The sequence below is a fragment of the Cellvibrio chitinivorans genome (assembly GCF_035117775.1).
GTDB classification, from domain to species: Bacteria; Pseudomonadota; Gammaproteobacteria; order Pseudomonadales; family Cellvibrionaceae; genus Cellvibrio; species Cellvibrio chitinivorans.
This window is the reverse complement of sequence record NZ_JAYKKN010000004.1, coordinates 82,106-104,102: the sequence shown is the minus strand read 5'-3', so window position 1 is coordinate 104,102 and position 21,997 is coordinate 82,106. Positions and strand designations below refer to the sequence as shown.

21 protein-coding genes are annotated in these 21,997 nt (G+C 47.8%); 20 read left to right on the top strand and 1 reads right to left on the bottom strand.

Going from position 1 to position 21,997, the window contains the following annotated elements:
- Both SPL68_RS12375 and SPL68_RS12370 read left to right on the top strand, forming a co-directional pair.
- Window positions 1–3,135 (top strand): efflux RND transporter permease subunit, encoded by a 3,135-nt coding sequence (locus SPL68_RS12375; RefSeq protein ID WP_323815472.1) that lies wholly within the window; start codon window positions 1–3, stop codon window positions 3,133–3,135.
- The gene (locus tag SPL68_RS12370) at window positions 3,132–3,701 is read left to right on the top strand and encodes a TetR/AcrR family transcriptional regulator (RefSeq protein WP_323815471.1); all 570 of its coding nucleotides are present in this window, start codon (window positions 3,132–3,134) and stop codon (window positions 3,699–3,701) included. Before SPL68_RS12375 ends, SPL68_RS12370 begins: the two co-directional genes overlap by 4 nt.
- 76 nt (window positions 3,702–3,777) lie before the next feature.
- Here SPL68_RS12370 and SPL68_RS12365 read toward each other — a convergent pair whose 3' ends face one another.
- Complete coding sequence (locus SPL68_RS12365) at window positions 3,778–4,581, bottom strand: inositol monophosphatase family protein (protein ID WP_323815470.1); 804 nt, start codon at window positions 4,579–4,581, stop codon at window positions 3,778–3,780.
- Window positions 4,582–4,853: 272 nt separating this feature from the next.
- Here SPL68_RS12365 and trmJ point away from each other — a divergent pair, with 272 nt between their 5' ends.
- From trmJ to bamB, 18 genes are all read left to right on the top strand, one after another.
- Entirely contained in the window at window positions 4,854–5,681 is an 828-nt protein-coding gene (trmJ, locus tag SPL68_RS12360) for a tRNA (cytosine(32)/uridine(32)-2'-O)-methyltransferase TrmJ (protein ID WP_323815469.1), read from the top strand.
- A gap of 165 nt (window positions 5,682–5,846) precedes the next feature.
- On the top strand, window positions 5,847–6,335 hold the full coding sequence (gene iscR / locus SPL68_RS12355; protein WP_323815468.1) for a Fe-S cluster assembly transcriptional regulator IscR: 489 nt from the start codon (window positions 5,847–5,849) through the stop codon (window positions 6,333–6,335).
- A gap of 58 nt (window positions 6,336–6,393) precedes the next feature.
- Entirely contained in the window at window positions 6,394–7,554 is a 1,161-nt protein-coding gene (locus tag SPL68_RS12350) for an IscS subfamily cysteine desulfurase (protein ID WP_323815467.1), read from the top strand.
- 33 nt (window positions 7,555–7,587) lie between these two features.
- Window positions 7,588–9,024, top strand: coding sequence for a Fe-S cluster assembly protein SufB (gene sufB, locus SPL68_RS12345; RefSeq protein WP_323815466.1), 1,437 nt, complete (start codon window positions 7,588–7,590; stop codon window positions 9,022–9,024).
- Between the two features lie 67 nt (window positions 9,025–9,091).
- Window positions 9,092–9,841: a Fe-S cluster assembly ATPase SufC gene (sufC, locus tag SPL68_RS12340; protein ID WP_323815465.1), complete on the top strand. Its 750-nt coding sequence runs from the start codon at window positions 9,092–9,094 to the stop codon at window positions 9,839–9,841.
- A gap of 2 nt (window positions 9,842–9,843) precedes the next feature.
- Entirely contained in the window at window positions 9,844–11,163 is a 1,320-nt protein-coding gene (sufD, locus tag SPL68_RS12335) for a Fe-S cluster assembly protein SufD (protein WP_323815464.1), read from the top strand.
- A complete protein-coding gene (locus tag SPL68_RS12330) occupies window positions 11,156–12,403 on the top strand; it encodes an aminotransferase class V-fold PLP-dependent enzyme (RefSeq protein WP_323815463.1) in 1,248 nt (415 codons plus the stop codon). Before sufD ends, SPL68_RS12330 begins: the two co-directional genes overlap by 8 nt.
- 43 nt (window positions 12,404–12,446) lie before the next feature.
- Complete coding sequence (locus SPL68_RS12325; RefSeq protein ID WP_323815462.1) at window positions 12,447–12,803, top strand: HesB/IscA family protein; 357 nt, start codon at window positions 12,447–12,449, stop codon at window positions 12,801–12,803.
- A gap of 23 nt (window positions 12,804–12,826) precedes the next feature.
- Window positions 12,827–13,363, top strand: coding sequence for a putative Fe-S cluster assembly protein SufT (gene sufT, locus SPL68_RS12320; RefSeq protein WP_323815461.1), 537 nt, complete (start codon window positions 12,827–12,829; stop codon window positions 13,361–13,363).
- A gap of 22 nt (window positions 13,364–13,385) precedes the next feature.
- Window positions 13,386–13,808 (top strand): SufE family protein, encoded by a 423-nt coding sequence (locus tag SPL68_RS12315; RefSeq protein ID WP_323815460.1) that lies wholly within the window; start codon window positions 13,386–13,388, stop codon window positions 13,806–13,808.
- 211 nt (window positions 13,809–14,019) lie between these two features.
- Window positions 14,020–14,445 (top strand): nucleoside-diphosphate kinase, encoded by a 426-nt coding sequence (ndk, locus tag SPL68_RS12310; RefSeq protein ID WP_323815459.1) that lies wholly within the window; start codon window positions 14,020–14,022, stop codon window positions 14,443–14,445.
- Between the two features lie 38 nt (window positions 14,446–14,483).
- On the top strand, window positions 14,484–15,656 hold the full coding sequence (gene rlmN / locus SPL68_RS12305) for a dual-specificity RNA methyltransferase RlmN (protein ID WP_323815458.1): 1,173 nt from the start codon (window positions 14,484–14,486) through the stop codon (window positions 15,654–15,656).
- Between the two features lie 19 nt (window positions 15,657–15,675).
- Window positions 15,676–16,455 (top strand): type IV pilus biogenesis/stability protein PilW, encoded by a 780-nt coding sequence (gene pilW, locus SPL68_RS12300; RefSeq protein WP_323815457.1) that lies wholly within the window; start codon window positions 15,676–15,678, stop codon window positions 16,453–16,455.
- 32 nt (window positions 16,456–16,487) lie between these two features.
- Window positions 16,488–17,435 (top strand): RodZ domain-containing protein, encoded by a 948-nt coding sequence (locus SPL68_RS12295; RefSeq protein ID WP_323815456.1) that lies wholly within the window; start codon window positions 16,488–16,490, stop codon window positions 17,433–17,435.
- Between the two features lie 25 nt (window positions 17,436–17,460).
- On the top strand, window positions 17,461–18,585 hold the full coding sequence (ispG, locus tag SPL68_RS12290) for a flavodoxin-dependent (E)-4-hydroxy-3-methylbut-2-enyl-diphosphate synthase (protein WP_323815455.1): 1,125 nt from the start codon (window positions 17,461–17,463) through the stop codon (window positions 18,583–18,585).
- A gap of 34 nt (window positions 18,586–18,619) precedes the next feature.
- The gene (gene hisS / locus SPL68_RS12285; protein WP_323815454.1) at window positions 18,620–19,891 is read left to right on the top strand and encodes a histidine--tRNA ligase; all 1,272 of its coding nucleotides are present in this window, start codon (window positions 18,620–18,622) and stop codon (window positions 19,889–19,891) included.
- Between the two features lie 85 nt (window positions 19,892–19,976).
- Window positions 19,977–20,666, top strand: coding sequence for a YfgM family protein (locus SPL68_RS12280; protein WP_323815453.1), 690 nt, complete (start codon window positions 19,977–19,979; stop codon window positions 20,664–20,666).
- Window positions 20,663–21,889: an outer membrane protein assembly factor BamB gene (gene bamB, locus SPL68_RS12275; RefSeq protein ID WP_323815452.1), complete on the top strand. Its 1,227-nt coding sequence runs from the start codon at window positions 20,663–20,665 to the stop codon at window positions 21,887–21,889. The genes SPL68_RS12280 and bamB overlap by 4 nt, the downstream gene beginning before the upstream one ends.
- The last annotated feature ends 108 nt before the right edge of the window (window positions 21,890–21,997 follow it).

The following is a 21,997-nucleotide window of genomic DNA, read 5'->3' as shown; positions in this document are numbered from 1 at the left end:
ATGGCCAAGTTCTTTATTGATCGCCCGGTATTTGCCTGGGTTATTTCGATCATCATCATGCTGGCGGGCGCCTTGTCGATTTTCAAATTGCCCATCGCCCAGTATCCCGATGTGGCACCGCCAGCGGTGTCGATCAGTGCCACTTATCCAGGTGCCTCTGCGCAAACGGTACAGGACACGGTTATCCAGATTATCGAGCAGGGCCTGACCGGTATCGATAATGTGCAGTACATGTCCTCGACCAGTGAGTCCAGTGGTCGCGGCGAGGTAACCATTACCTTCCTTGCGGGAACCGACCCCGACATTGCTCAGGTTCAGGTGCAGAACAAGCTGCAAACCGCCATGCCTTTGTTGCCGCAAGAAGTGCAGCAGCAGGGTATCCGCGTGACCAAATCCTCATCCGGCTTCCTGATGGTTTTGGGTTTTGTATCCGCCGATGGCTCTATGGATAAGTACGATATCGCCGACTATGTTGCCGCTAACGTGCAGGATCAGCTCAGCCGCTTGAACGGCGTAGGGCAGATCACGCTGTTCGGTTCGCAATATGCGATGCGTATCTGGTTGGATGCCAATAAGCTTGCGACTTACAACCTGACTACTGTTGATGTAGCGACTGCGATTCGCGCGCAAAATGCCCAGATCGCCGCAGGTGAATTGGGTGGTACGCCAGCGCTGCCGGGGCAGGAAATCAATGCCAGTATCGTGGTGCAAACCCGTCTATCTACGCCTGAGCAGTTCTCCAATATTCTGCTGCGTGTAAATCAGGATGGCTCACAAGTTCGCTTGGGTGATGTGGCGCGGGTAGAGTTGGGGGGTGAAAACTACCAGTTTGAAACTGAGTTCAACAATCGCCCGGCTGCCGGTTTGGCGATCACCTTGGCGTCCGGTGCTAACGCGCTGGATACCGCGACCGCAGTACGCGAACGCATCGGCGAGTTGCAATCATTTTTCCCGCCGAATCTGGATGTGGTTTATCCCTACGACACAACTCCCTTCGTAAAACTCTCCATTGAAGCGGTAGTGCACACGCTGATTGAGGCGATTGTGCTGGTGTTTTTGGTGATGTACCTGTTCTTGCAGAACTTCCGTGCCACCCTGATCCCGACCATTGCGGTGCCAGTGGTATTGTTGGGTACTTTTGCGGTCTTGCAGGCGTTTGGTTTCTCGATCAACACCCTGACCATGTTTGCGATGGTATTGGCTATCGGTTTGTTGGTGGACGACGCCATCGTAGTGGTGGAAAACGTCGAGCGGGTAATGGTGGAGGATGGTCTCTCGCCGCGCGAAGCGACACGTAAGTCCATGCAGCAGATTACGGGTGCTTTGATTGGTATCGCTTTGGTGCTGTCAGCGGTATTCGTGCCTATGGCGTTCTTTGGTGGTTCGACTGGTGTTATTTACCGCCAATTCTCGATCACTATTGTATCGGCGATGGTGTTGTCGGTACTCGTGGCACTTACTTTGACTCCAGCACTTTGTGCGACTCTGCTAAAGCCCGTCAGTCACGATCACCACGAAAAGCGCGGTTTCTTTGGCTGGTTTAACCGCAATTTCAACCGCGCTACCGACAAATACCAATCTACCGTGGGCGGCATGCTGGGTAAAACTGGTCGCTACATGGCGGTTTATGTCGCTATCGTCGTGGTGCTCGGGTTGCTGTTTATGCGCCTGCCAAGTGCGTTTCTGCCAGATGAAGATCAGGGGATTCTGTTTACCCAAATGACCTTGCCGGTAGGTGCGACCAAAGAGCGTTCCAGTGGTGTTATGGATCAGATCGAGAGGCACTATCTGGAAAACGAAGCTGAAAATGTGCGTTCGGTGTTTTCGGTAATTGGCTTCAGCTTCAGTGGTCGTGGGCAAAACAACGGTATTGCCTTTGTGGGTATGAAAGATTGGTCTGAGCGTACCGACGAATCCCAGCATGTAGCAGGCGTGGCCGGTCGGGCGATGGGGGCCTTCTCGCAAATCAAAGATGCGATGGTATTCCCCTTTGTTCCTCCCGCGATTACCCAGTTGGGCACCTCATCGGGCTTTAATTTGCAGTTACAAGACTTGGGCGGTTTGGGTCATGAAGCCTTGATGCAAGCGCGCAACCAGCTGTTGGGTATGGCGTCGCAGGATTCCCGTTTGGTCGGCGTTCGTCCTAACGGTCAGGAAGATAACCCGCAGTTCAAGTTGGATGTAGATCAGGAAAAGGCTGCCGCTTTGGGTGTATCCCTGAGCGACATCAACAGTATCTTCTCAACCGCTTGGGCAGCATCCTACGTTAATGACTTTATCGACAAAGGGCGTGTGAAGAAGGTGTACATGCAGGGCGATGCGCAATATCGCATGCTGCCGGAAGACGTTAAAAACTGGTACGCACGTAATGACAAAGGTGAAATGGTGCCATTCTCGGCCTTTACCTCTGGCCGCTGGATTTACGGTTCGCCGCGCCTTGAGCGCTACAACGGTGTGCCTTCGGTAAATATTATCGGGCAGGGCGCGCCAGGCGTGAGTTCGGGTGACTCTATGCTGGCGATTGAAGAAATGGCCGCCAAATTGCCGAAAGGTATTGGTTATCAGTGGACGGGAATGTCGCTGCAGGAAAAAGAATCCGGTAATCAGGCACCGCTGCTGTACGCCTTGTCGATTCTGATCGTATTCCTGTGTCTGGCTGCCTTGTATGAAAGCTGGTCGGTTCCCTTTGCGGTAATTTTGGTGGTTCCGCTCGGGGTGATAGGTGCGGTGCTGTTTGCGATGGGGCGCGGCTTGTCGAACGACGTTTACTTCCAAGTCGGCTTGTTAACTACCATTGGTTTGGCGGCGAAAAACGCAATTCTGATTGTGGAGTTCGCCAAGCAGTTGCATGAAGAGGGTATGGAATTGCTCGCAGCGACTAAAGAAGCGGTGCGTATGCGCTTGCGTCCGATCATCATGACTTCTATGGCATTTATGCTCGGTGTAACGCCTTTGGTTATCAGTACTGGTGCCGGTTCTGGTAGCCAGAATGCGATTGGTACTGGCGTATTTGGCGGTATGTTCTCGGCGACGGTATTGGCGATCTACTTTGTGCCAGTGTTCTTTGTCGTGGTGTTCCGTTTGGCGCAGCGCTGGTTTCCCTCAAAATCGAAAGAAAGTGAAGCATCAGAATGATAAGCAGCAAATGTGGAATCATTCTTGATGCAACCCTGCGCTTATTGGCAAGCCGTGGTTTCCACGGCTTCTCGATTCGCGATGTGGCCAAAGAAGCGGGTATCGCGATTGGTACTGTGTATCTGTATTTTGAGGATCGGGATGATCTTATCCATAAACTGCATACCCAGATTATCGATACAGTCGCCCAGCAAGTGTTTTCCAGTCACAGTGAAAATGACCCATTGTTCGAGCAATTCAGATGTATGTGCTTGAATTTCTGGGCATTATTTTTGCGCCAGCCGGATATCATTCTGAGTAAAGGGCAGTTCGATCACTTGCCGGTGGAAATACTGCAAAGTCGGCACGAAGAGGTGAAGGTCACACTAATGCCACTGTTTACCTTTTATAAGCAGGGGCGTGAACGCAAAGAGTTGAAGGATTTTCCTGATGAGGTGCTTTTCTCTCTGGGCTTTGAGCCTTACTTCGAGCTTGCGCGTAAGTCATCGCAGGGGCTTATCCAGATCGACGAGCCATTATTGGAATCGATCATAAAGGCCAGTTGGGATGCCATCGCCAACAAATAGAATCAGTTATGCAGGTAATAAAGAAAAACGGCGAGCCTAGGCTCGCCGTTTTTGTATCAGTTGCTCAAAAGTCGCCTTATTTCAAGTGACCCAGATTCTTCTGAACGATTTGCAAAACTGGTTTGAATACCTTGGGGGATCCGCACACGATATGGCCGGTTTCCATAAAATCTACACCACCGTTAAAGTCGCTTACCAAGCCGCCGGCTTCTTTAACCAGCAGAATGCCGCCAGCGATATCCCACTCGTTCAAGTTCATTTCCCAGAAGGCATCAAAGCGGCCAGCCGCTACATAGGCTAAATCCAGCGCAGCTGAACCGCAGCGACGAATACCTGAAGTTTGACCAGCGATTTCCTGTACGCACGCGAGGTAAGGGCCAATGTGCTCAAGCGCGTAACCGCTGAACGGGATGCCAGTACCGATCAAAGCACCTTCCATTCCGCGTCGATTAGATACGCGAATGCGGCGGCCATTAAGTGCAGCACCACGGCCACGGCTGGCGGTAAATTCTTCGCGTTTAATTGGGTCGATTACAACGGCGTGTTCAATCTGGCCTTTGTATTTGCAAGCGATGGAGATTGAGAAGTGAGGAACCCCGTGAATAAAGTTGGTAGTGCCATCGAGGGGGTCGATAATCCATTCGTAATCGGGGTTTTTGCCCGGTTGATGGCCACCTTCTTCACCGCGAATACTGTGGTCAGGGTAGGCTTTACGAAGGTGATAGATGATTTCTTTTTCAGCAGCTTTATCGACTTCGGTGACGTAGTCATTGCGGCTTTTGGTTTCGATCGTTAACAGGTCAACGCGTTCAAATGCGCGTTCAATCAGCTCAGCAGCTTTGCGCCCAGCGCGCAGAGCAATAGTCAACATGGGTTCCATAGAGTACCAATTCAGTAAGCTAGAAGTAAAAAGCCAATGCTAATCAAGCAGTTAGATCGTATCGATTAGATAGCACTAATTCAGGGGTCGGGATTGTAAAAGAGCGGGGCCGCAGGTGGTTTGAGCAATCATTGCATCACACCTCTCGCCAAGGGCGCGAATTATAGCCGCAAGTCCTTACTAGAGGCTAGTGATACTTGACTGTATACTGCGCGCCCTTTTACCTCTCATATACAACCGAGTTACCGCTCATTTACAGCCGAGATTTGCCTATGTCAGCCCAGCCTTTTGCCAATATTCGTATCGTTTTGGTTAATACCAGTCACCCGGGCAATATTGGCGGTGCCGCGCGGGCGATGAAAAACATGGGTTTATCGCGCCTGTATTTGGTGGCACCGCAAGAGTATCCCTCCGACAAAGCAGTCTGGCGCTCTGCCGGTGCGACTGATGTATTAGATGATGCGGTAGTCGTAGAAACGCTCGATGAAGCCATCTCTGGTTGTAGCTTGGTGGTAGGAACCAGTGCGCGCGAACGCCGAATCCCTTGGCCGCTGCTCGATCCACGTCAATGCGGCGAAAGCGTTTGGGCAGAGGCGGGCAACCATGAGGTGGCGATTGTGTTTGGTCGTGAAGATCGTGGCCTGACTAACGAAGAGCTGCACAAGTGCAACTATCACGTACATATCCCCGCGAACCCTGACTACAGCTCGCTCAATCTCGCGACAGCGGTGCAGGTGATCTCCTATGAAGTGCGCATGGCGTATTTGCAGGCAGTTGAGGGTAATACGCTGCCGCAGCATCAGTGGGATATGCCGCCCGTAGAAGCGCAAGCGATGGAAACCTACTACGAGCACCTCGAAGATACTTTGGCGGAGCTGAACTTTCTTGATCGCGATAATCCCAAGCAAACCATGACGCGCCTGCGTCGCTTGTATAACCGCGTGCGTATGGATCAGATGGAGCTAAATATCCTGCGCGGCGTGCTGACCGCAATACAGAACTACATGTTTTACAGCGGCAAGGTGATGAATAAATTCGGGTTAAAACCGGGTTTGGAATCCATGCGCGAGCTGACAAAAGACGATAAGCCTGCGGAATAGCGCAGTTAAATGCGGGCGATAGCCAGCGCTCACCGGATTGGGCGTTGGAAAAAACCGAATACTTGAGTAAAATACTCGGAATTGGCGTCGCGCTTGCTTTCGAAGGTGATTTCAGGATCGCGATACGAGATAAACCCAGAGATTTTGCTGCGAGGCTCCTCTGCTATGAGACTTACTACCAAAGGCCGTTACGCTGTTACCGCCATGCTCGACTTGGCGTTGCACAGTGATGTTGGCCCCGTCAGTCTGGCGGATATCTCCGCGCGCCAAGGCATTTCTCTGTCTTATCTTGAACAGCTTTTTGCGCGTTTGCGCCATTTTAAATTGGTGAAAAGTGTACGCGGCCCCGGCGGTGGTTATCGCCTGATGAACAGTACCGCCGATATTTCCATTGCGCAGGTTGTGGATGCGGTCAGTGAATCGCTGGATGCAACCCGCTGTGAAGGCAAGGGCAACTGCCACGAAGGTGAAGTCTGTTTGACTCACCATTTGTGGGAGGATTTAAGTGCTCGCATTCATCAATTCTTGAGTGAGATTACGCTCGCTGATCTGGTTGCTCGCAACGATATTCAGTCTGTGAGCAAGCGTCAGGATATGCGTGTAATGACGATGCAAAAAGATGAGTCGCACATTGCGATCAGTGAAATTTTGTAACGATTTACGCCCAGTCGATTTATTGCCTGTTTTTACACCTTGTAAGGTATCAATAGTTTTGCGCAAGCCCATTTATCTCGATTATGCCGCGACTACGCCGGTTGCCCCTGAAGTGGCGGCAAGCATGGCGCAGTGCCTGACGTTAGAGGGCAATTTTGCAAACCCAGCTTCACGTTCCCATGTATATGGCTGGCAAGCAGAAGAAGTGGTTGAAGAGGCGCGTGCGCAAGTTGCTGCGTTAATTAATGCAGATCCCCGCGAAATTGTATGGACGAGCGGTGCAACTGAGGCCAACAACCTAGCGCTCAAAGGTATCGCGGAAACTTACCGCGCAAGCCATAGCACTGGCGGTCATATCATTGTGTCGGCCATTGAGCATAAAGCAGTGCTTGATCCGGCCAATTGGTTGGAAGCCCAAGGTTTTCGTATCACTCGCTTGCAGCCAACCGCAGAAGGAATCATCACGGTAGATGCGCTTGTTGCTGCTCTGGAAGCAGACACATTTTTAGTAAGCATTATGCAGGTCAATAATGAGTTGGGTTGCATTAACGACATCAAAACATTGGTTGATGTCTGCAAATCGCGCAATATTTTATTTCATTGCGATGCCGCCCAAAGCGCAGGGAAAATTCCGGTTGATGTAAAAGATTTGGGTGTGGATTTGTTATCAATTTCCGCGCACAAATTTTACGGCCCTAAAGGTGTTGGTGCGCTTTATGTTCGTCGCTCAGGCGATGTAAAAGTTGCTGCGCAAATTCACGGTGGTGGACATGAGCGTGGTATGCGTTCAGGTACATTGCCAGCGCATCAATTAGTGGGCATCGGTGAGGCAGCAAAAATTGCTGCTGCGCGGCTGGCTGATGATGCTGAGCGTATTAAACATTTGCGTGATCGTCTTTGGCAGGGCATTGCCGATTTGCCGGGTATTAAACGTAACGGCTCAGCTATTAATTGTGTGAGCGGCATTTTAAATGTCGCCTTTGGTAATGCCGATGGCGAGATGTTATTGCTCTCGCTGCGCGATTTGGCAATTTCCAGTGGTTCAGCTTGTAATTCGGCCAGTATGTCGCCCAGTTATGTATTAAAAGCCATTGGATTGAATGATGACGCAGCGCAAGCATCGTTGCGTTTTAGTATTGGTCGTTATACCACGGCCGACGAAATTGACTATGCGATTGAGCACCTTCGCGGTGTGATCGTTAAGCTGCACAAGGCGTAGCGCCAGCGCTATCCTCAGCAAAAGGTAAATGTTATGTCTGAACAAGTCGAACATCTCATCAAGAAAGAATATGCCGCAGGTTTTCATACGGCTATCGATTCAGAAACGCTTCCGCCTGGCTTAAACGAGGATGTAGTTCGTTTTATTTCGGCGAAAAAAAATGAGCCGGAATGGCTGCTTGAATGGCGACTAAAAGCCTATCAATCCTGGCTCGAAATGACTGAGCCGGAATGGGCGCATGTCAAATACGACGATATCGATTTCCAAGCGGTTTCTTATTATTCCGCGCCCAAGTCAATGGATGAAAAGCCTAAAAGTCTGGATGAAGTTGATCCAGAATTGCTGCGTACCTATGAAAAATTGGGCATTCCGCTGCATGAGCAGGCTGCGCTTGCCGGTGTGGCGATGGATGTGGTGTTTGACTCGGTTTCGGTAGTGACTACCTTTCGTGAAAAGCTGCTCGAAGCAGGCGTGATTTTTTGTTCGATCAGCGAGGCGGTGCAGAAATATCCTGAGCTGATAAAAAAATATATTGGCACAGTGGTGCCGCAAAAAGACAATTACTACGCAGCATTGAACTCGGCGGTATTTTCCGATGGCTCCTTTGTGTATATCCCCAAAGGTGTGCGCTGTCCAATGGAGTTGTCTACTTACTTCCGTATCAATGAACAAAATACTGGTCAATTTGAGCGTACTCTGATTGTTGCCGATGAAGGTTCGCATGTCAGTTATCTTGAGGGTTGTACTGCACCTATGCGCGATGAAAACCAATTGCATGCTGCAGTGGTTGAATTGATTGCGCTGGATAATGCTGAGATTAAATATTCCACCGTGCAAAACTGGTATCCCGGTAACGAAGAAGGCAAGGGCGGTATTTACAACTTCGTAACCAAGCGCGGTGTGTGCCACACCAATGCCAAAATTTCATGGACGCAAGTTGAAACCGGTTCTGCAGTAACTTGGAAATATCCTAGCTGTGTGTTGCGCGGTGATAACAGTGTTGGTGAATTTTATTCGGTCGCACTGACCAATAATTATCAGCAAGCCGATACCGGCACCAAGATGATTCACATTGGTAAAAACACCAAGTCGACCATCATCTCCAAAGGTATTTCAGCAGGTAAAAGTTCCAATGCGTATCGCGGTTTGGTGCGTATTAATCCGGGTGCTGAAGGTGCGCGTAATTATACGCAGTGCGATTCGCTGTTAATCGGCGATAAGTGCGGCGCTCATACTTTCCCCTATATCGAAAGCAAAAACCCAAGCGCGGTTATTGAGCACGAGGCGACTACATCCAAAGTGAGTGAAGACCAAATGTTCCTCTGCCAACAGCGCGGCCTTGATGCTGAAAAAGCGGTCTCTATGATTGTGAATGGATTTTGTCGCGAAGTATTTAAAGAGTTGCCGATGGAATTTGCCGTAGAGGCAGGAAAACTTTTAGAAGTTAGCTTGGAAGGCTCTGTAGGCTGATCGCTGTTGTTCATCAAAACCAGAAATTGAATTTACCGTGTTAGAACATTATCGGACTGAAAAATTTATGTTACGCATTACTGATTTGTTTGCCCGTGTTGAAGAGAAAGAAATTATTAAAGGTTTGAATCTGAGCGTTAAGCCGGGCGAAGTGCACGCCATCATGGGGCCAAACGGTGCAGGTAAAAGTACCTTGGGCAATGTCTTGTCTGGTCGCGATGGCTATGAAGTGACTAGCGGTAATGTGGAATTTAACGGCAAAGATTTGTTCGAGCTTGAAATCGAAGAGCGTGCACGCGAAGGTTTGTTTCTTGCGTTTCAATATCCGGTAGAAATTCCCGGTGTTAGCAATATGGAATTTTTGAAGGCCTCGGTGGATGCAAAACGTAAGCACCACGGCCAGCCAGAATTGTCGGCAATGGAATTTATGAAACTTGCGCGTGAAACCAGCAAGCGCGTTAGTCTTGATCAGGCGTTTTTAAAGCGCGGCGTTAACGAAGGTTTTTCCGGCGGCGAAAAGAAACGCAACGAAATTATGCAAATGATGTTGCTTGAACCGAGCTTGTGCATTCTCGACGAAACTGACTCAGGTTTGGATATTGATGCTCTGCAAGTTGTTGCTAATGGTGTGAATGCAATGCGCTCACCTGATCGCAGTTTTATTGTGGTGACACACTACCAAAGATTGTTGGATTACATAGTGCCTGATTACGTGCACGTACTTGCGAATGGTCGCATTGTGAAAACCGGTGGCAAAGAATTAGCGTTAGAGCTGGAAGAAAAAGGCTACGCCTGGCTTGAAAACGAGGCGGTGTAAGCATGAGTGATTTTCAACATCAAGCCATTCGCCTGACTACCCAGCAGCAGCCGTTAACTTGGCTGGAATCGCTGCGCAATAGCGCAGCTGAAAATTGGTTGGCACAGCCTTGGCCGACTCGCAAAACTGAGCATTGGAAATATACGCCGCTGCAAAGTCTGCACAAGACTATTTATCAAGTGTGGGGAGCATCTGAAAAGTCACTGCTCAATACTGTGCAGGAAAGTTTTATTCCGTTGGATGCAACCCGCTTGGTCTTTGTTGATGGTGTGTTTGATGAAAAACATTCCAACAATTTGCCGGAATCTGTTGTGCGCTTTTCGCAGGCGAATGTAGCGCAGAAAAGTTTGATCGAAAAACACCTCGGAAAGATAGTTGAAGGTGAGCGCCATTTGTTTGCGACATTGAATAATGCATGGCTTGATGATGGTGTGTTGATTCATATCCCGCGCAATCAGCAACTGGAAAAGCCGGTCTATATTGTCAATGTGATGACTGGCGCTGTTGTGAGTAATCAGCGTGTGCTGGTGGTGCTGGAAGAGAGTTCGCAAGCTGAAATTATCGAGCATTATCTTTCTGGCGAAAATGCGCAGAAAGGTTTTGCAAATAGCCTGACTGAAATTCATTTGGGCGATAACGCCAGTTTGCATCACTACCGTTTGAATTTGGAAGAAGAGCAGGCGCAGCATGTTGGTGCGGTGCATGTGGATTTACAGCGCAATGCGCGTCTGCGTGGTTTTGCTTTGGCGCTCGGTTCTAGCCTGATGCGTATTGATTATCAGCTGAATCATCGCGGGTCGGGCGCAGAGCTAGACTTGCAGGGTATTTATTTGCCGCGTAATCAGCAAATGGTGGATTACCATACCAACGTTTGCCATTGGGTTCCTCACTGCAAATCGAATGAGGTGTTTCGCGGTATCGTAAGTGATTCAGCGCAAGCAATTTTTAACGGCCGTATTTATATTCATCAGGACGCGCAAAAAACGCTGGCTGAGTTAAGCAACAAAAATTTGCTGACTTCCAATAAGGCCGAAGTAAATACCAAACCGGAATTGGAAATTTACGCCGATGATGTGAAGTGTGCGCACGGTGCAACTATCAGCCAGTTAAATGCCAATGCTCGCTATTACTTGCAGAGTCGTGGCTTATCGCGTGCTGAGGCCGATGTGATGTTGAGCTTCGGTTTTATCAATGAGTTGTTGGAGCAAATCCAGCAGCCAGCGGTACATGATTATTTATATCCGCGTCTCGCAAAATTGTTTGGGCGTGATGAAAGTTTGATTGCTGCTGAAGGCCATTTGCTGGAGTTGACCGATGACTGACACCATAGAGCAAAGCAGTGCTACGTTTGGTGTAGAGAAAATCCGCGCTGACTTTCCTATTTTGCATCAGCAGGTTAATGGGCAGCCATTGGTGTATCTCGACAACGCAGCCACCACACAAAAGCCCAATGCGGTGATAGATGCGATCAGCGATTACTATCGCACTGATAACAGCAATGTTCATCGCGGTGCTCATGCTTTGGCAGATCGAGCAACAGTAAAATTTGAAGCTGCGCGTGAAAAAGTGGCGCAGTTTTTAAATGCGCCCGAAGCGAAACAAATTATCTGGACGCGCGGTACTACCGAAAGCATTAATTTGGTTGCCGCTTCATGGGGCAAGACTAATTTGCAAGCTGGCGACCGAGTACTGGTGTCGGCAATGGAGCATCACTCGAATATTGTCCCCTGGCAATTAGTTGCTCAGGCGACAGGTGCACAAGTTGAAGCGATTTCTGTAGATGCAACAGGATGCATTGATCTGCCAGCATTTGAAGCCATGTTGGATGATCGGGTAAAGATGGTATCTGTTGGGCATGTTTCTAATGCTCTGGGTAGCATTAATCCTATCGAAAAAATTATCGCATTGGCGCACGGCGTTGGCGCAAAAGTCACAGTTGATGGTGCTCAGGCCGTGAGTCATTGGGCTGTTGATGTGCAAGCGCTGGATTGCGATTTCTATGCTTTTTCAGCGCACAAATTATTTGGCCCGACAGGCTTAGGTGTCCTCTACGGTAAACGTGAGCTGCTCGAAGCTATGCCTCCCTATCAAGGTGGTGGCGAAATGATCGAAACAGTTAGTTTTGTCGAAACGACATTTAATCAGTTGCCTTACAAATTTGAAGCCGGTACGCCGGATATCGCCGGTGTTATAGGCTTTGGTGCGGCAATTGATTATCTCAACAGTATTGATCGCGTTGCTGCTGCCGCGCATGAACAAGCATTGCTTACTTATGCTGAAGAAAAAGCGCGTGCTACGGCGGGAATTAAACTGATAGGTACATCGACCAACAAAACTAGCGTAATGAGCTTTTTGTTGGAGGGTGCGCACCCTGCTGATGTAGGTGTTTTATTGGATAAGCAAGGAGTTGCTGTACGTACTGGTAATCATTGCGCGCAACCCATCATGGATCAGTTTGGTATTCCCGGCACTGTGCGGGCAAGTTTCAGTTTTTATAACACCTTTGCCGAGGTGGATCGTCTGTTCGCGGCGATAGAAAAAGCGAAAATGTTTTTGCTCTGAATATTTCTACTCGGAAAGCAATGAGTTAATTCTGGAGATTGTTATGAGCGTTGCCTCATTTGATCCACAACAACCGGTGCAGGTTACCCCAGCGGCTGCCGCCCATTTCAAACGGCAATTGGGCTCGGCCAAAGATGCAAAAGCTGTGCGTTTAAGTGTGAAGCAGAGCGGCTGTACCGGCTGGATGTATGTTGTCGATTTGGTTGAAGAGGCCAAGACTGATGATGTGCATATGCAGCTGGAAGAGGGCGTTGAGCTGCTGGTTGATGCAAAAAGTTTATCGGTGGTGAGTGGTACTGAAATCGACTATGTCACCGAAGGTCTCAATCGCCAGCTCAAATTCAATAATCCGCGCGTGAAAGATTATTGCGGCTGCGGCGAAAGCTTTAGCGTCAACTAACGCGATTGGTGTAGAGAAATATTATGTCTGAAAGACGTATGGTGGTTGCCCAAGCGGATTGCCCAGCAAGACGTGTTCCCGACGGTACTCCATTAACTATCCCGGAGGGTACATTTCTCACCGTTACCCAAGCTCTGGGGGGTAATTACACACTGACCTATCATGGTCAAATGGTGCGCGTTGATGGTACAGATGCGCATCATCTTGGGCTTGAGTCAGAGGTGATAAGTTTTCCTGAACCGACGAATGATCAAATCCTTGAAGATCAGGTTTGGCAGGCGCTGGGTACAGTGTTCGACCCGGAAATACCAGTGGACTTGGTGAATCTTGGATTGATTTATTCAGTAGATATTGACCAGTCTGCAAAGCAGGTGATTATTCAGATGACCTTAACTGCCCCGGCTTGTGGTATGGGGCCAGTGTTGGTAGGGGATGTGGAATACCGCGTGCGCAAGGTTCCGAATGTGAAAAATGTTAAGGTGGAGTTGGTGTTTGATCCTCCTTGGCAGCGCCATATGATGAGTGAAGAAGCTCAGCTTCAGACCGGCATGTTTTATTAATCGCAGTAGATTGAGACCTTTAATGACCCAATTTGGCATAGATGTAACCGTTGATGACATCATCGATAGTCTCGGCTTTTTTGATAACTGGGAAGAGCGCTACAAATACATTATTGATTTGGGCAAAGAACTGCCTGAGATGGATGCCAGTCTGCGTACCGATGAATATTTGGTGAGAGGCTGCCAAAGTCAGGTGTGGCTGGTTGATGAATTGCGCGCCGGAAAGTTGTTTTTTCAAGCAGATAGCGATGCGTTTATCGTAAAAGGTCTACTGGGAGTGGTTTTGGCCGCTTTCAATGGCAAGACCTCGGGTGAGATTCTTGCGTTTGATATTGACGCCTATTTCACGGAGTTAGATCTGTTGCAGCATTTGAGTTCTACTCGCGGCAATGGTTTGAAGGCGATGGTCAAGCGCATTCAGGATCGCGCGGCCGCGATCAATTAGTGCAATACCTATTGCAATCGTATGGGGGTTGGGCGTCACCTCACCAGATTTGGTTCTTTAACTGATTTTGTTTATGAATCAAATAGCTAGGATATAAAAATCATCTAAACCCGCGTATAATTCGCGGGTTTTGTATTTTGTAGGTATCGAATTCGCTTTGGGCGGAAAAATTGGCCTACAACAACCGGGAAAATAGCGAGTGGAGCGTATCATGGCTGTCGAACAAACCTTGTCCATTATCAAACCTGATGCAGTTAGCAAGAATCACATCGGCGAAATCATCACTCGTTTTGAAAAAGCGGGTTTAAAGGTGGTTGCCCAGCGCATGATGCTATTGAGCCGTGCCCAAGCTGAAGGGTTTTATGCCGAGCACAAAGAGCGTCCATTTTTTGAAGGCTTGGTTAATTTTATGACGTCTGGCCCAGTCGTGGTTCAGGTGTTGTCTGGTGAAAACGCAATCATCGCCAACCGTGAGCTGATGGGCGTGACTGATCCGGCCAAGGCAGCACCGGGTACTATTCGTGCTGATTTCGCGACCAGTATGCAAATTAATGCTGTTCATGGTTCGGATTCGCCCACATCTGCGGCGCGCGAAATCGGTTATTTTTTTGCTAGCAACGAAGTTGTTATTCGTTAATTTTTTGAAATCACCAACGTGTTCATAGGTATTGAGCCATGACTGAAATATCCAATTCTCCCGCTCTAGCGGAGGTCGCAGAAGGCTCTGCCAAAATGAACCTGTTGGGCTTGTCAGAAGCCAAACTGGTAGCTTTTTTCGAATCTATTGGCGAGAAAAAATTTCGCGCAATTCAAGTGATGAAATGGATTCATCAGCTTGGGGCGGATAATTTCGATGATATGACCAATGTCAGCAAGGATTTGCGCGCAAAGCTGAAAAATATTGCTGAAATCCGCATGCCGGAAGTTGTGCAGCAATTTGACTCTGCTGATGGAACACGCAAATTTCTGATTCGCGTCAGCGGTAATAATGTTATCGAAACTGTATTTATTCCTGATGGCGATCGCGGAACTCTGTGTGTGTCATCGCAAGTTGGTTGCTCGCTGGATTGCAGTTTTTGTGCAACAGGCAAACAAGGTTTTAATCGCGATTTAACGGCTGCAGAAATTATCGGCCAAGTCTGGATTGCCGCTAAATCTTTTGGGCAGTTACAAGCAAATGGCCCTCGCCGTGTTACCAATGTGGTGATGATGGGAATGGGTGAGCCGCTGCTTAATTTTGATAACGTTGTCGATTCAATGAATCTGATGATGGATGACAACGCATATGGAATTTCCAAGCGCCGCGTTACTTTGAGTACATCTGGTGTAGTGCCGCAACTTGATCGTTTAAGTCAGTATACCGATGCCTGTCTCGCAATTTCTTTGCATGCACCCAACGATGAATTGCGTAATGTATTGGTGCCAATCAATCGCAAATATCCAATTGCTATGCTGCTCGACTCTGCTAAGCGCTATATCGAAGCAATGCCAGATACACATCGGAAAATCACCATTGAATATACATTGATTGATCAGGTTAATGATCGTCCTCACCATGCCCGCGAATTAGCGGAACTCCTGCGTGATGTGCCGGTCAAGATAAACCTGATTCCATTTAATCCATTTAATTTGTCGAATTACAAGCGTGTGAGTAACAACGCGTTGCGCAAATTTCAGGATATTTTGATGGAGGAAGGGTACATCACTACCGTGCGCACGACTCGTGGCGATGATATCGATGCTGCTTGCGGTCAATTAGCAGGGCAGGTTAATGATGTCACGCGTCGCAGTGAGCGTTATCGAGCACAATTTGATGATGTGCAAACGGTAAAAATTGTTGGCCAATAATTTCAAATTAAAGGTATCAATGATGCAAATAAATAACTTTATAAAATTGCTGAAATTAACCTTGGTGTCTGCCATAACACTGGCACTTCTTGTGGGTTGCACATCTACTGGTGGGGCAAATCGTCAAGTTGATAAATCAAAATCTCTGGAGCTGCATATTCAGCTGGCACAGGGTTACATTGAGAAAGGCAATCGTGAAGCAGCACGTCACCATCTGCGTAAAGCCGCTGAAATTGATAAAAATTCACCTGAAGCTATGGAGGCTATGGCGCGACTGTATCAGTTAGAGGGCGAGCCTGAGTTAGCTGAAGAAACTTTTAAAAAAGCGCTTAAACGTAAAAAAGATTTCACCTTGGCCAATAACAACTTCGGTGTGTTTTTGTTTGGTCTAAAACGCTATGAAGAAGCGCTGGCGCAATTTGAAATTGCGGCTGCAGATTTGGATTACGATGGCCGCGCTTCGGCATTAGTGAATGTTGGCAGAACTGCGTTATTGCTTGGAAAAAATGAGCGCGCCAAATCCGCATTTGAGCACGCTGCAATATTGGATCGTGGGCTTGCTGACCCACATATCGAGCTGGCGGATATCAGTTTTCAACGACAGGAATATGCCGATGCTAAAAAGCATTTGGATCGCTATCAGGCGCTAGGGCAGCAGTCTTCTCGTGCGCTTTTATTAGGGATTCGTTTGGAGCGTGTGTTTGGCAATAAAGATAAGGAAGCCAGTTATTTGTTGGTATTAAAGAATCGTTATCCCTATTCCAAAGAGTATTTGGAATATAAGCAAACGATGATGTAAACCACAGCAATAGTGATCACAACGGGCTTTCAATGACATCCGACAACGAAAACAAAACCATCGACGATAGTCGTTTTTGCGAGCTTTCCCCCGGAAAATTATTGGTGTGGGCGCGTGAGCGTGCGAACCTGACTCAAGAGGAAGTGGCAAAAGAACTCTACATGACCTTGACCAAGGTGCGCTCCCTTGAGTCGGATGATTATCGTCATATGGGGTCAGATACGTTCATTCGCGGCTATCTGCGCTCCTACGCAAACTTGGTAAAACTTGATGTAGAAGAGTTGCTTGCTGCCTATGATCGCCACGCACAAGAACATGGTTTGATTGAACCGGTAGTTCCTCAGAAAGTTGAATCTGCAAATAAACCTTTATGGCAATTTATTGTGCTGATTCTGGTGGTTTTACTTGTGGTTTGGCTGCTTTCCATCTGGTTTTTTGATAATCGCCAAGAGCCAGCTTATAACCCGTCCGTAGTTGTAATTCCTCCTGCAGAAGTTGTAATGGATTCGCAAGTTGCTATTGCGACAAGTTCAGCAGGTGTTGTGGAAAATCAGCCATCTGCTAGTGCAGCAGTTGATGCTATGAATGCTGGAGCCTTGACTCAAACAGATAAGGATGTAGCAGGGGGGGATACTGCTACGCAGATTTCCAGTATGTCTGCGATGAGTCAGTCATCTTCTTCAATCGCACCATCCTCTACGCCTGCAAATCAAATACTTAATTCCCAGCGGGATTTAATCCGATTTTCATTCACTCAAGAGTGTTGGCTTGAGGTCAGTGATGCCGTGGGTGATGTTTTAATTGCAGATTTGCAGCGTGCAGGTGGCAGTTTGCAATTGCAGGGTAAGGCGCCTTTTGATGTAAAACTCGGTAATGCACCGGGTGCAAAAATAGAACTTAATGGCAATGAAGTCGCGATAGTACCGGCAATTGGTACTAATGTGTTGTCGTTAAAAGTGGGTGAGTCCACGCGCGAATAGTCGCGTAATGTGATCAGGAATTTATATGCACTGCGAGTCTCCAATTAAGCGTCGTAAGTCTCGCCAAATTATGGTGGGTAATGTTCCAGTCGGTGGTGATGCGCCTATTTCAGTTCAGAGTATGACCAATACTGAAACCACCGATATTGCTGCAACTGTTGAGCAAATTCGTCGAATTCAGCTGGCGGGCGCCGATATTATTCGTGTTTCTGTTCCCACTATGGAGGCAGCAGAAGCATTTGGTGAAATTCGCAAACAAGTCACTATCCCTTTGGTTGCCGATATTCACTTTGATTACCGGATTGCGCTGCGTGTTGCGGATCTAGGTGTAGATTGTTTGCGTATTAACCCGGGAAATATTGGCCGCGAAAAGCGCATCAAAGCTGTAGTGGATAAAGCTCGCGATCTGAATATCCCGATTCGAATTGGTGTTAATGCTGGTTCGCTCGAAAAAGATTTGCAAAAAAAATATGGTGAACCAACGCCTGACGCTTTGGTTGAATCGGCATTACGTCATGTTGAGATTCTGGACTCGTTAAATTTTCAGAATTTTAAAGTCAGTGTAAAAGCATCAGATGTGTTTATGGCTGTTGCTGCTTATCGCAAACTCGCGACATTGATTGAGCAACCACTGCATTTGGGCATTACCGAAGCAGGTGGTTTGCGTTCAGGTACAGTGAAATCCTCAATAGGTTTGGGCGCGCTTTTGATGGACGGTATTGGTGACACCATTCGCGTCTCGCTGGCTGCTGATCCAGTTGAAGAAATTAAAGTGGGTTGGGATATGTTGCGCAGTCTGCGTTTGCGCAGCAAAGGCGTGAACTTTATCGCCTGCCCAAGTTGTTCTCGCCAAAATTTTGATGTAATCAAAACCATGAATGACCTTGAGCAGCGCGTTGAGGATATTACTGTGCCGCTTGATGTTGCCGTTATCGGTTGTGTGGTTAATGGCCCCGGTGAGGCGAAAGAAGCGGATCTCGGGCTTGCTGGTGGTACGCCCAGCAATTTGATTTATATCGACGGTGAACCCAATCAGAAATTAACCAATGAAAACCTGGTTGATAATCTGGAGCGGTTGATCCGTACAAAAGCGGCGCAAAAACAAGCACAAATGGATGCTGACGCCAAGAATATTATTGCCAAGGGCTAATTGCTTTTTGGTGTGCAATAGTTAGGATTTTAAATTGAAAAAGATTCAGGCAATTCGCGGCATGAATGATTTGCTGCCGGCAGATTCACCTTTGTGGCAATACGTAGAGGGTGTAGTCACCGATATTTTGGCGCGTTACGGTTATCAGGAAATTCGTTTCCCGATTGTTGAGTCAACTGAGCTTTTTAAGCGTTCAATTGGTGAAGTGACCGATATCGTTGAAAAAGAGATGTATACCTTTGAAGATCGCAATGGCGATAGCCTGACATTGCGTCCGGAAGGTACAGCCTGTTGTGTGCGTGCGTGTGAAGAAAATGGTTTGCTTTACAATCAATCCCAGCGACTTTGGTACATGGGGCCGATGTTTCGCCATGAGCGCCCCCAAAAAGGTCGCTATCGTCAGTTTCATCAAATAGGTGTTGAAACATTCGGTATTCAAGGGCCGGATATTGATGCTGAAGTTTTAATGCTGAGTGCGCGTGTTTTGCGCGAACTTGGTGTTGCTGATCATGTCGAGTTACAAATTAATTCCCTCGGCAGCACAGCTGCGCGCGCAGCATACAAAGATGCTTTAGTTGCTTTTTTGAGCAATGTTCAAGATCAATTGGATGAAGATAGCAAGCGCCGCTTATCGACCAATCCTATGCGTATTCTTGATTCCAAAGATGCCAATACCCAAGCGCTGCTTAATGAAGCCCCGGTATTGCTGGATTATTTGGATGAAGAGTCGCGTATTCATTTTGAGGGTTTGAAAGTGTTGCTGGACGCTGCTGGTATTACCTATAAAGTCAATTCACGTTTGGTGCGTGGCCTTGATTATTATGGTAAAACGGCGTTCGAGTGGGTGACCGACAAATTGGGTGCGCAAAGTACAGTCTGTGCTGGCGGTCGTTACGATGGTTTGGTCGAGCAGCTTGGTGGTAAATCAACACCTGCCGTTGGTTTTGGCATTGGTCTTGAACGCTTGGTTTTGCTTTTACAAGCTGTAGCAGCGGTACCAGAGGACCTTGATCAGCAAGCCGACATCTTCTTGGTTGCCGTCGGTAATGTACAAACAACTGCCATGCAATTAGCAGAGCGTATCCGCGACGAATTGCCGTTCGCGCGTCTGTTAACCAATTGCGGTGGTGGTAACTTCAAAAATCAACTGAAAAAAGCGGATAAATCCGGCGCTGATATCGCACTCATATTAGGTGAAGATGAAGCACAGGCCGGAAAAGTTACGATCAAATTCTTGCGTGAAGAAATTGAACAGCAAACGCTCGCGTTTGATGATGCGCTCGCTTACTTGCAGTCGTTTGAGTAAGTGAATGCTTGAGTAAAAAAATAACGTTATATCTAAATTATTTTCTATATTTTGCGCATTGCGCTAAGGCCAACAGGAGTCGATTGTGAGCGTACATCTTTCAGAAGAAGAACAATTAGAAAACTTAAAGCGCTGGTGGATGAATTACGGCAAGACCGTAGTTATCGCAGTGATAGTAGCTGTTGCTGCATATTTTGGTTATACCGCATGGCAAGATCAAAAACGCCAAAAAGCAGAAAATGCATCAGCGGTTTATGAACAACTGTTGAAACTGGCTGCAGTTGACCAAGGCAAGACCTTAACAGATGCAGATAAAGCCACGATTACTCATCTGGCGGGTGAATTAAAAGATGGTAATAGCAAAAGTATGTATGCTCACAGCGCCGCATTTTTCTTGGCTAAATTGGCTGTAGAAGAAGGCAATTTGGATACTGCCGCAAGTGAACTTAAATGGGTTTTGTCTGCCAAACCCGAGGCTGCTACCGAGCAGCTTGCGCGTTTGCGTTTGGCTCGCGTGCTGACTGCACAAAAAGCCTACGATGATGCATTAGCGCAATTATCGCCTGAGCCAGCTGCTGCATTTGCTTCAGAGTATGCAGAAGCGCGCGGCGATATTCTTAAACAACAAGGTGATTTGGATGCAGCCCGTACCGCATTTGAAAAAGCGTTAGGCGCGACAGATCCACAACAACAAGAGCGTTATATGTTGCTGCAAATGAAAGTAAATGATTTGAAAGTGAGCGACGCTACCGGCACTGAGGGGAGCGCTCAATGATGCAAGTCTCCGTGAGGCACTTAAGCTGGTTGGTATTGCTTTGTGCATTCGCTATGTCCGGTTGCTCATGGTTTAGTAAAAAAACCGGCAACGAACCTATGGAATTGGTCGATTTTGAAGAAACACTCGATCTCGACAAAGTGTGGTCGCGTGGCATAGGCGAAGGTCAAAACAAAGGGTTTAGCAGCCTCACTCCCGCATTGGATGGCGATGCTATCTATGCTGTGGACTATGAAGGTTTGGTTGTTGCAATGGATAGCCAAACTGGCAAGAAATTGTGGTCACTAAAAGTTAACAAAGCACAGTATGGTTTGTGGGGTTGGTTCAAAAGCTTTTTTGTTGCAGGAGATCCCAACCGTCAAATTGTGGGTGGTATTGGTGCCGAAAACGGCCTGTTGCTCGTGGCTACTTATGCTGGCGAAGTAATGGCTTTGTCTAAAGAGTCGGGCGAAGAATTATGGCGCAAGCAATTACCTGGTGAGGTGGTTTCTGCCCCCCGCACTAACGGTACAGTTGTTGCCACTCAAACTGTAAACGGTAAACTCTTTGCGTTAGATGCTAAAACCGGTGAGCAATTGTGGTTTTACGATAACCCTCCGCCAGTTTTGACTCTGCGCGGCACCCCGTCACCCATAGTGACCGACACCGCTATCTATGCCGGATTTTCCAACGGCAGAATGATGGCTTTCAATCCTGCAAATGGATTGATCCTGTGGGAGCAACGAATTGCATCACCCAAAGGTCGTTCTGAACTGGAGCGCATGGTGGATATTCATTCCAGTCCACTGATCAAAGATGGTGTTATTTATGTGGGAACCTATCAAGGTCGCATAAGTGCGCTTGCGCGCGGTACTGGCAAACCTATTTGGGGGCAAGATGGCTCGACCAGCGAAAATCTGGCAGTCTCTGGCGATAAGCTGTTTGTATCGCACGCCGATGGCAAGTTGGTTGCTTATAACTCTGTAACTGGTGAACAACTTTGGAGTAACGAAAAAATGCTGCGTCGCCTGCTAAATGGCCCGCAGGTTTTTGGCGATTATGTTGCCGTGGTTGACTTTAAAGGGTACATGCACGTACTCAATCAGAATGATGGTGAGTTCGTTGCGCGCACCAGAGTTGACCGAAAAGGGGCTCGTGCCCCCATGTTGACTGATGGTGAGACTCTCTATGTTTTCACCAATGGGGGCAAGTTAATCGCATTCAGAGCAGAAAAGGACGAATAGTCTTTCTGAATTTTTGTAATACCAGCCAGCCGCTTGAGTTTGCCGTTGTTGAATAAGGTAAACTTCACAGCGGCTGGTTTTGTTTTTTACGCACCAAAATTTATGCAG

Coding starts and splice junctions, on each gene's coding strand:
- SPL68_RS12375 (WP_323815472.1), top strand. CDS start 1: ATGGCCAAGTTCTTTATTGATCGCCCGGTATTTGCCTGGGTTATTTCG.
- SPL68_RS12370 (WP_323815471.1), top strand. CDS start 3,132: ATGATAAGCAGCAAATGTGGAATCATTCTTGATGCAACCCTGCGCTTA.
- SPL68_RS12365 (WP_323815470.1), bottom strand. CDS start 4,581: ATGGAACCCATGTTGACTATTGCTCTGCGCGCTGGGCGCAAAGCTGCT.
- trmJ (WP_323815469.1), top strand. CDS start 4,854: ATGTCAGCCCAGCCTTTTGCCAATATTCGTATCGTTTTGGTTAATACC.
- iscR (WP_323815468.1), top strand. CDS start 5,847: ATGAGACTTACTACCAAAGGCCGTTACGCTGTTACCGCCATGCTCGAC.
- sufB (WP_323815466.1), top strand. CDS start 7,588: ATGTCTGAACAAGTCGAACATCTCATCAAGAAAGAATATGCCGCAGGT.
- sufC (WP_323815465.1), top strand. CDS start 9,092: ATGTTACGCATTACTGATTTGTTTGCCCGTGTTGAAGAGAAAGAAATT.
- sufD (WP_323815464.1), top strand. CDS start 9,844: ATGAGTGATTTTCAACATCAAGCCATTCGCCTGACTACCCAGCAGCAG.
- SPL68_RS12330 (WP_323815463.1), top strand. CDS start 11,156: ATGACTGACACCATAGAGCAAAGCAGTGCTACGTTTGGTGTAGAGAAA.
- SPL68_RS12325 (WP_323815462.1), top strand. CDS start 12,447: ATGAGCGTTGCCTCATTTGATCCACAACAACCGGTGCAGGTTACCCCA.
- sufT (WP_323815461.1), top strand. CDS start 12,827: ATGTCTGAAAGACGTATGGTGGTTGCCCAAGCGGATTGCCCAGCAAGA.
- SPL68_RS12315 (WP_323815460.1), top strand. CDS start 13,386: ATGACCCAATTTGGCATAGATGTAACCGTTGATGACATCATCGATAGT.
- ndk (WP_323815459.1), top strand. CDS start 14,020: ATGGCTGTCGAACAAACCTTGTCCATTATCAAACCTGATGCAGTTAGC.
- rlmN (WP_323815458.1), top strand. CDS start 14,484: ATGACTGAAATATCCAATTCTCCCGCTCTAGCGGAGGTCGCAGAAGGC.
- pilW (WP_323815457.1), top strand. CDS start 15,676: ATGATGCAAATAAATAACTTTATAAAATTGCTGAAATTAACCTTGGTG.
- SPL68_RS12295 (WP_323815456.1), top strand. CDS start 16,488: ATGACATCCGACAACGAAAACAAAACCATCGACGATAGTCGTTTTTGC.
- ispG (WP_323815455.1), top strand. CDS start 17,461: ATGCACTGCGAGTCTCCAATTAAGCGTCGTAAGTCTCGCCAAATTATG.
- bamB (WP_323815452.1), top strand. CDS start 20,663: ATGATGCAAGTCTCCGTGAGGCACTTAAGCTGGTTGGTATTGCTTTGT.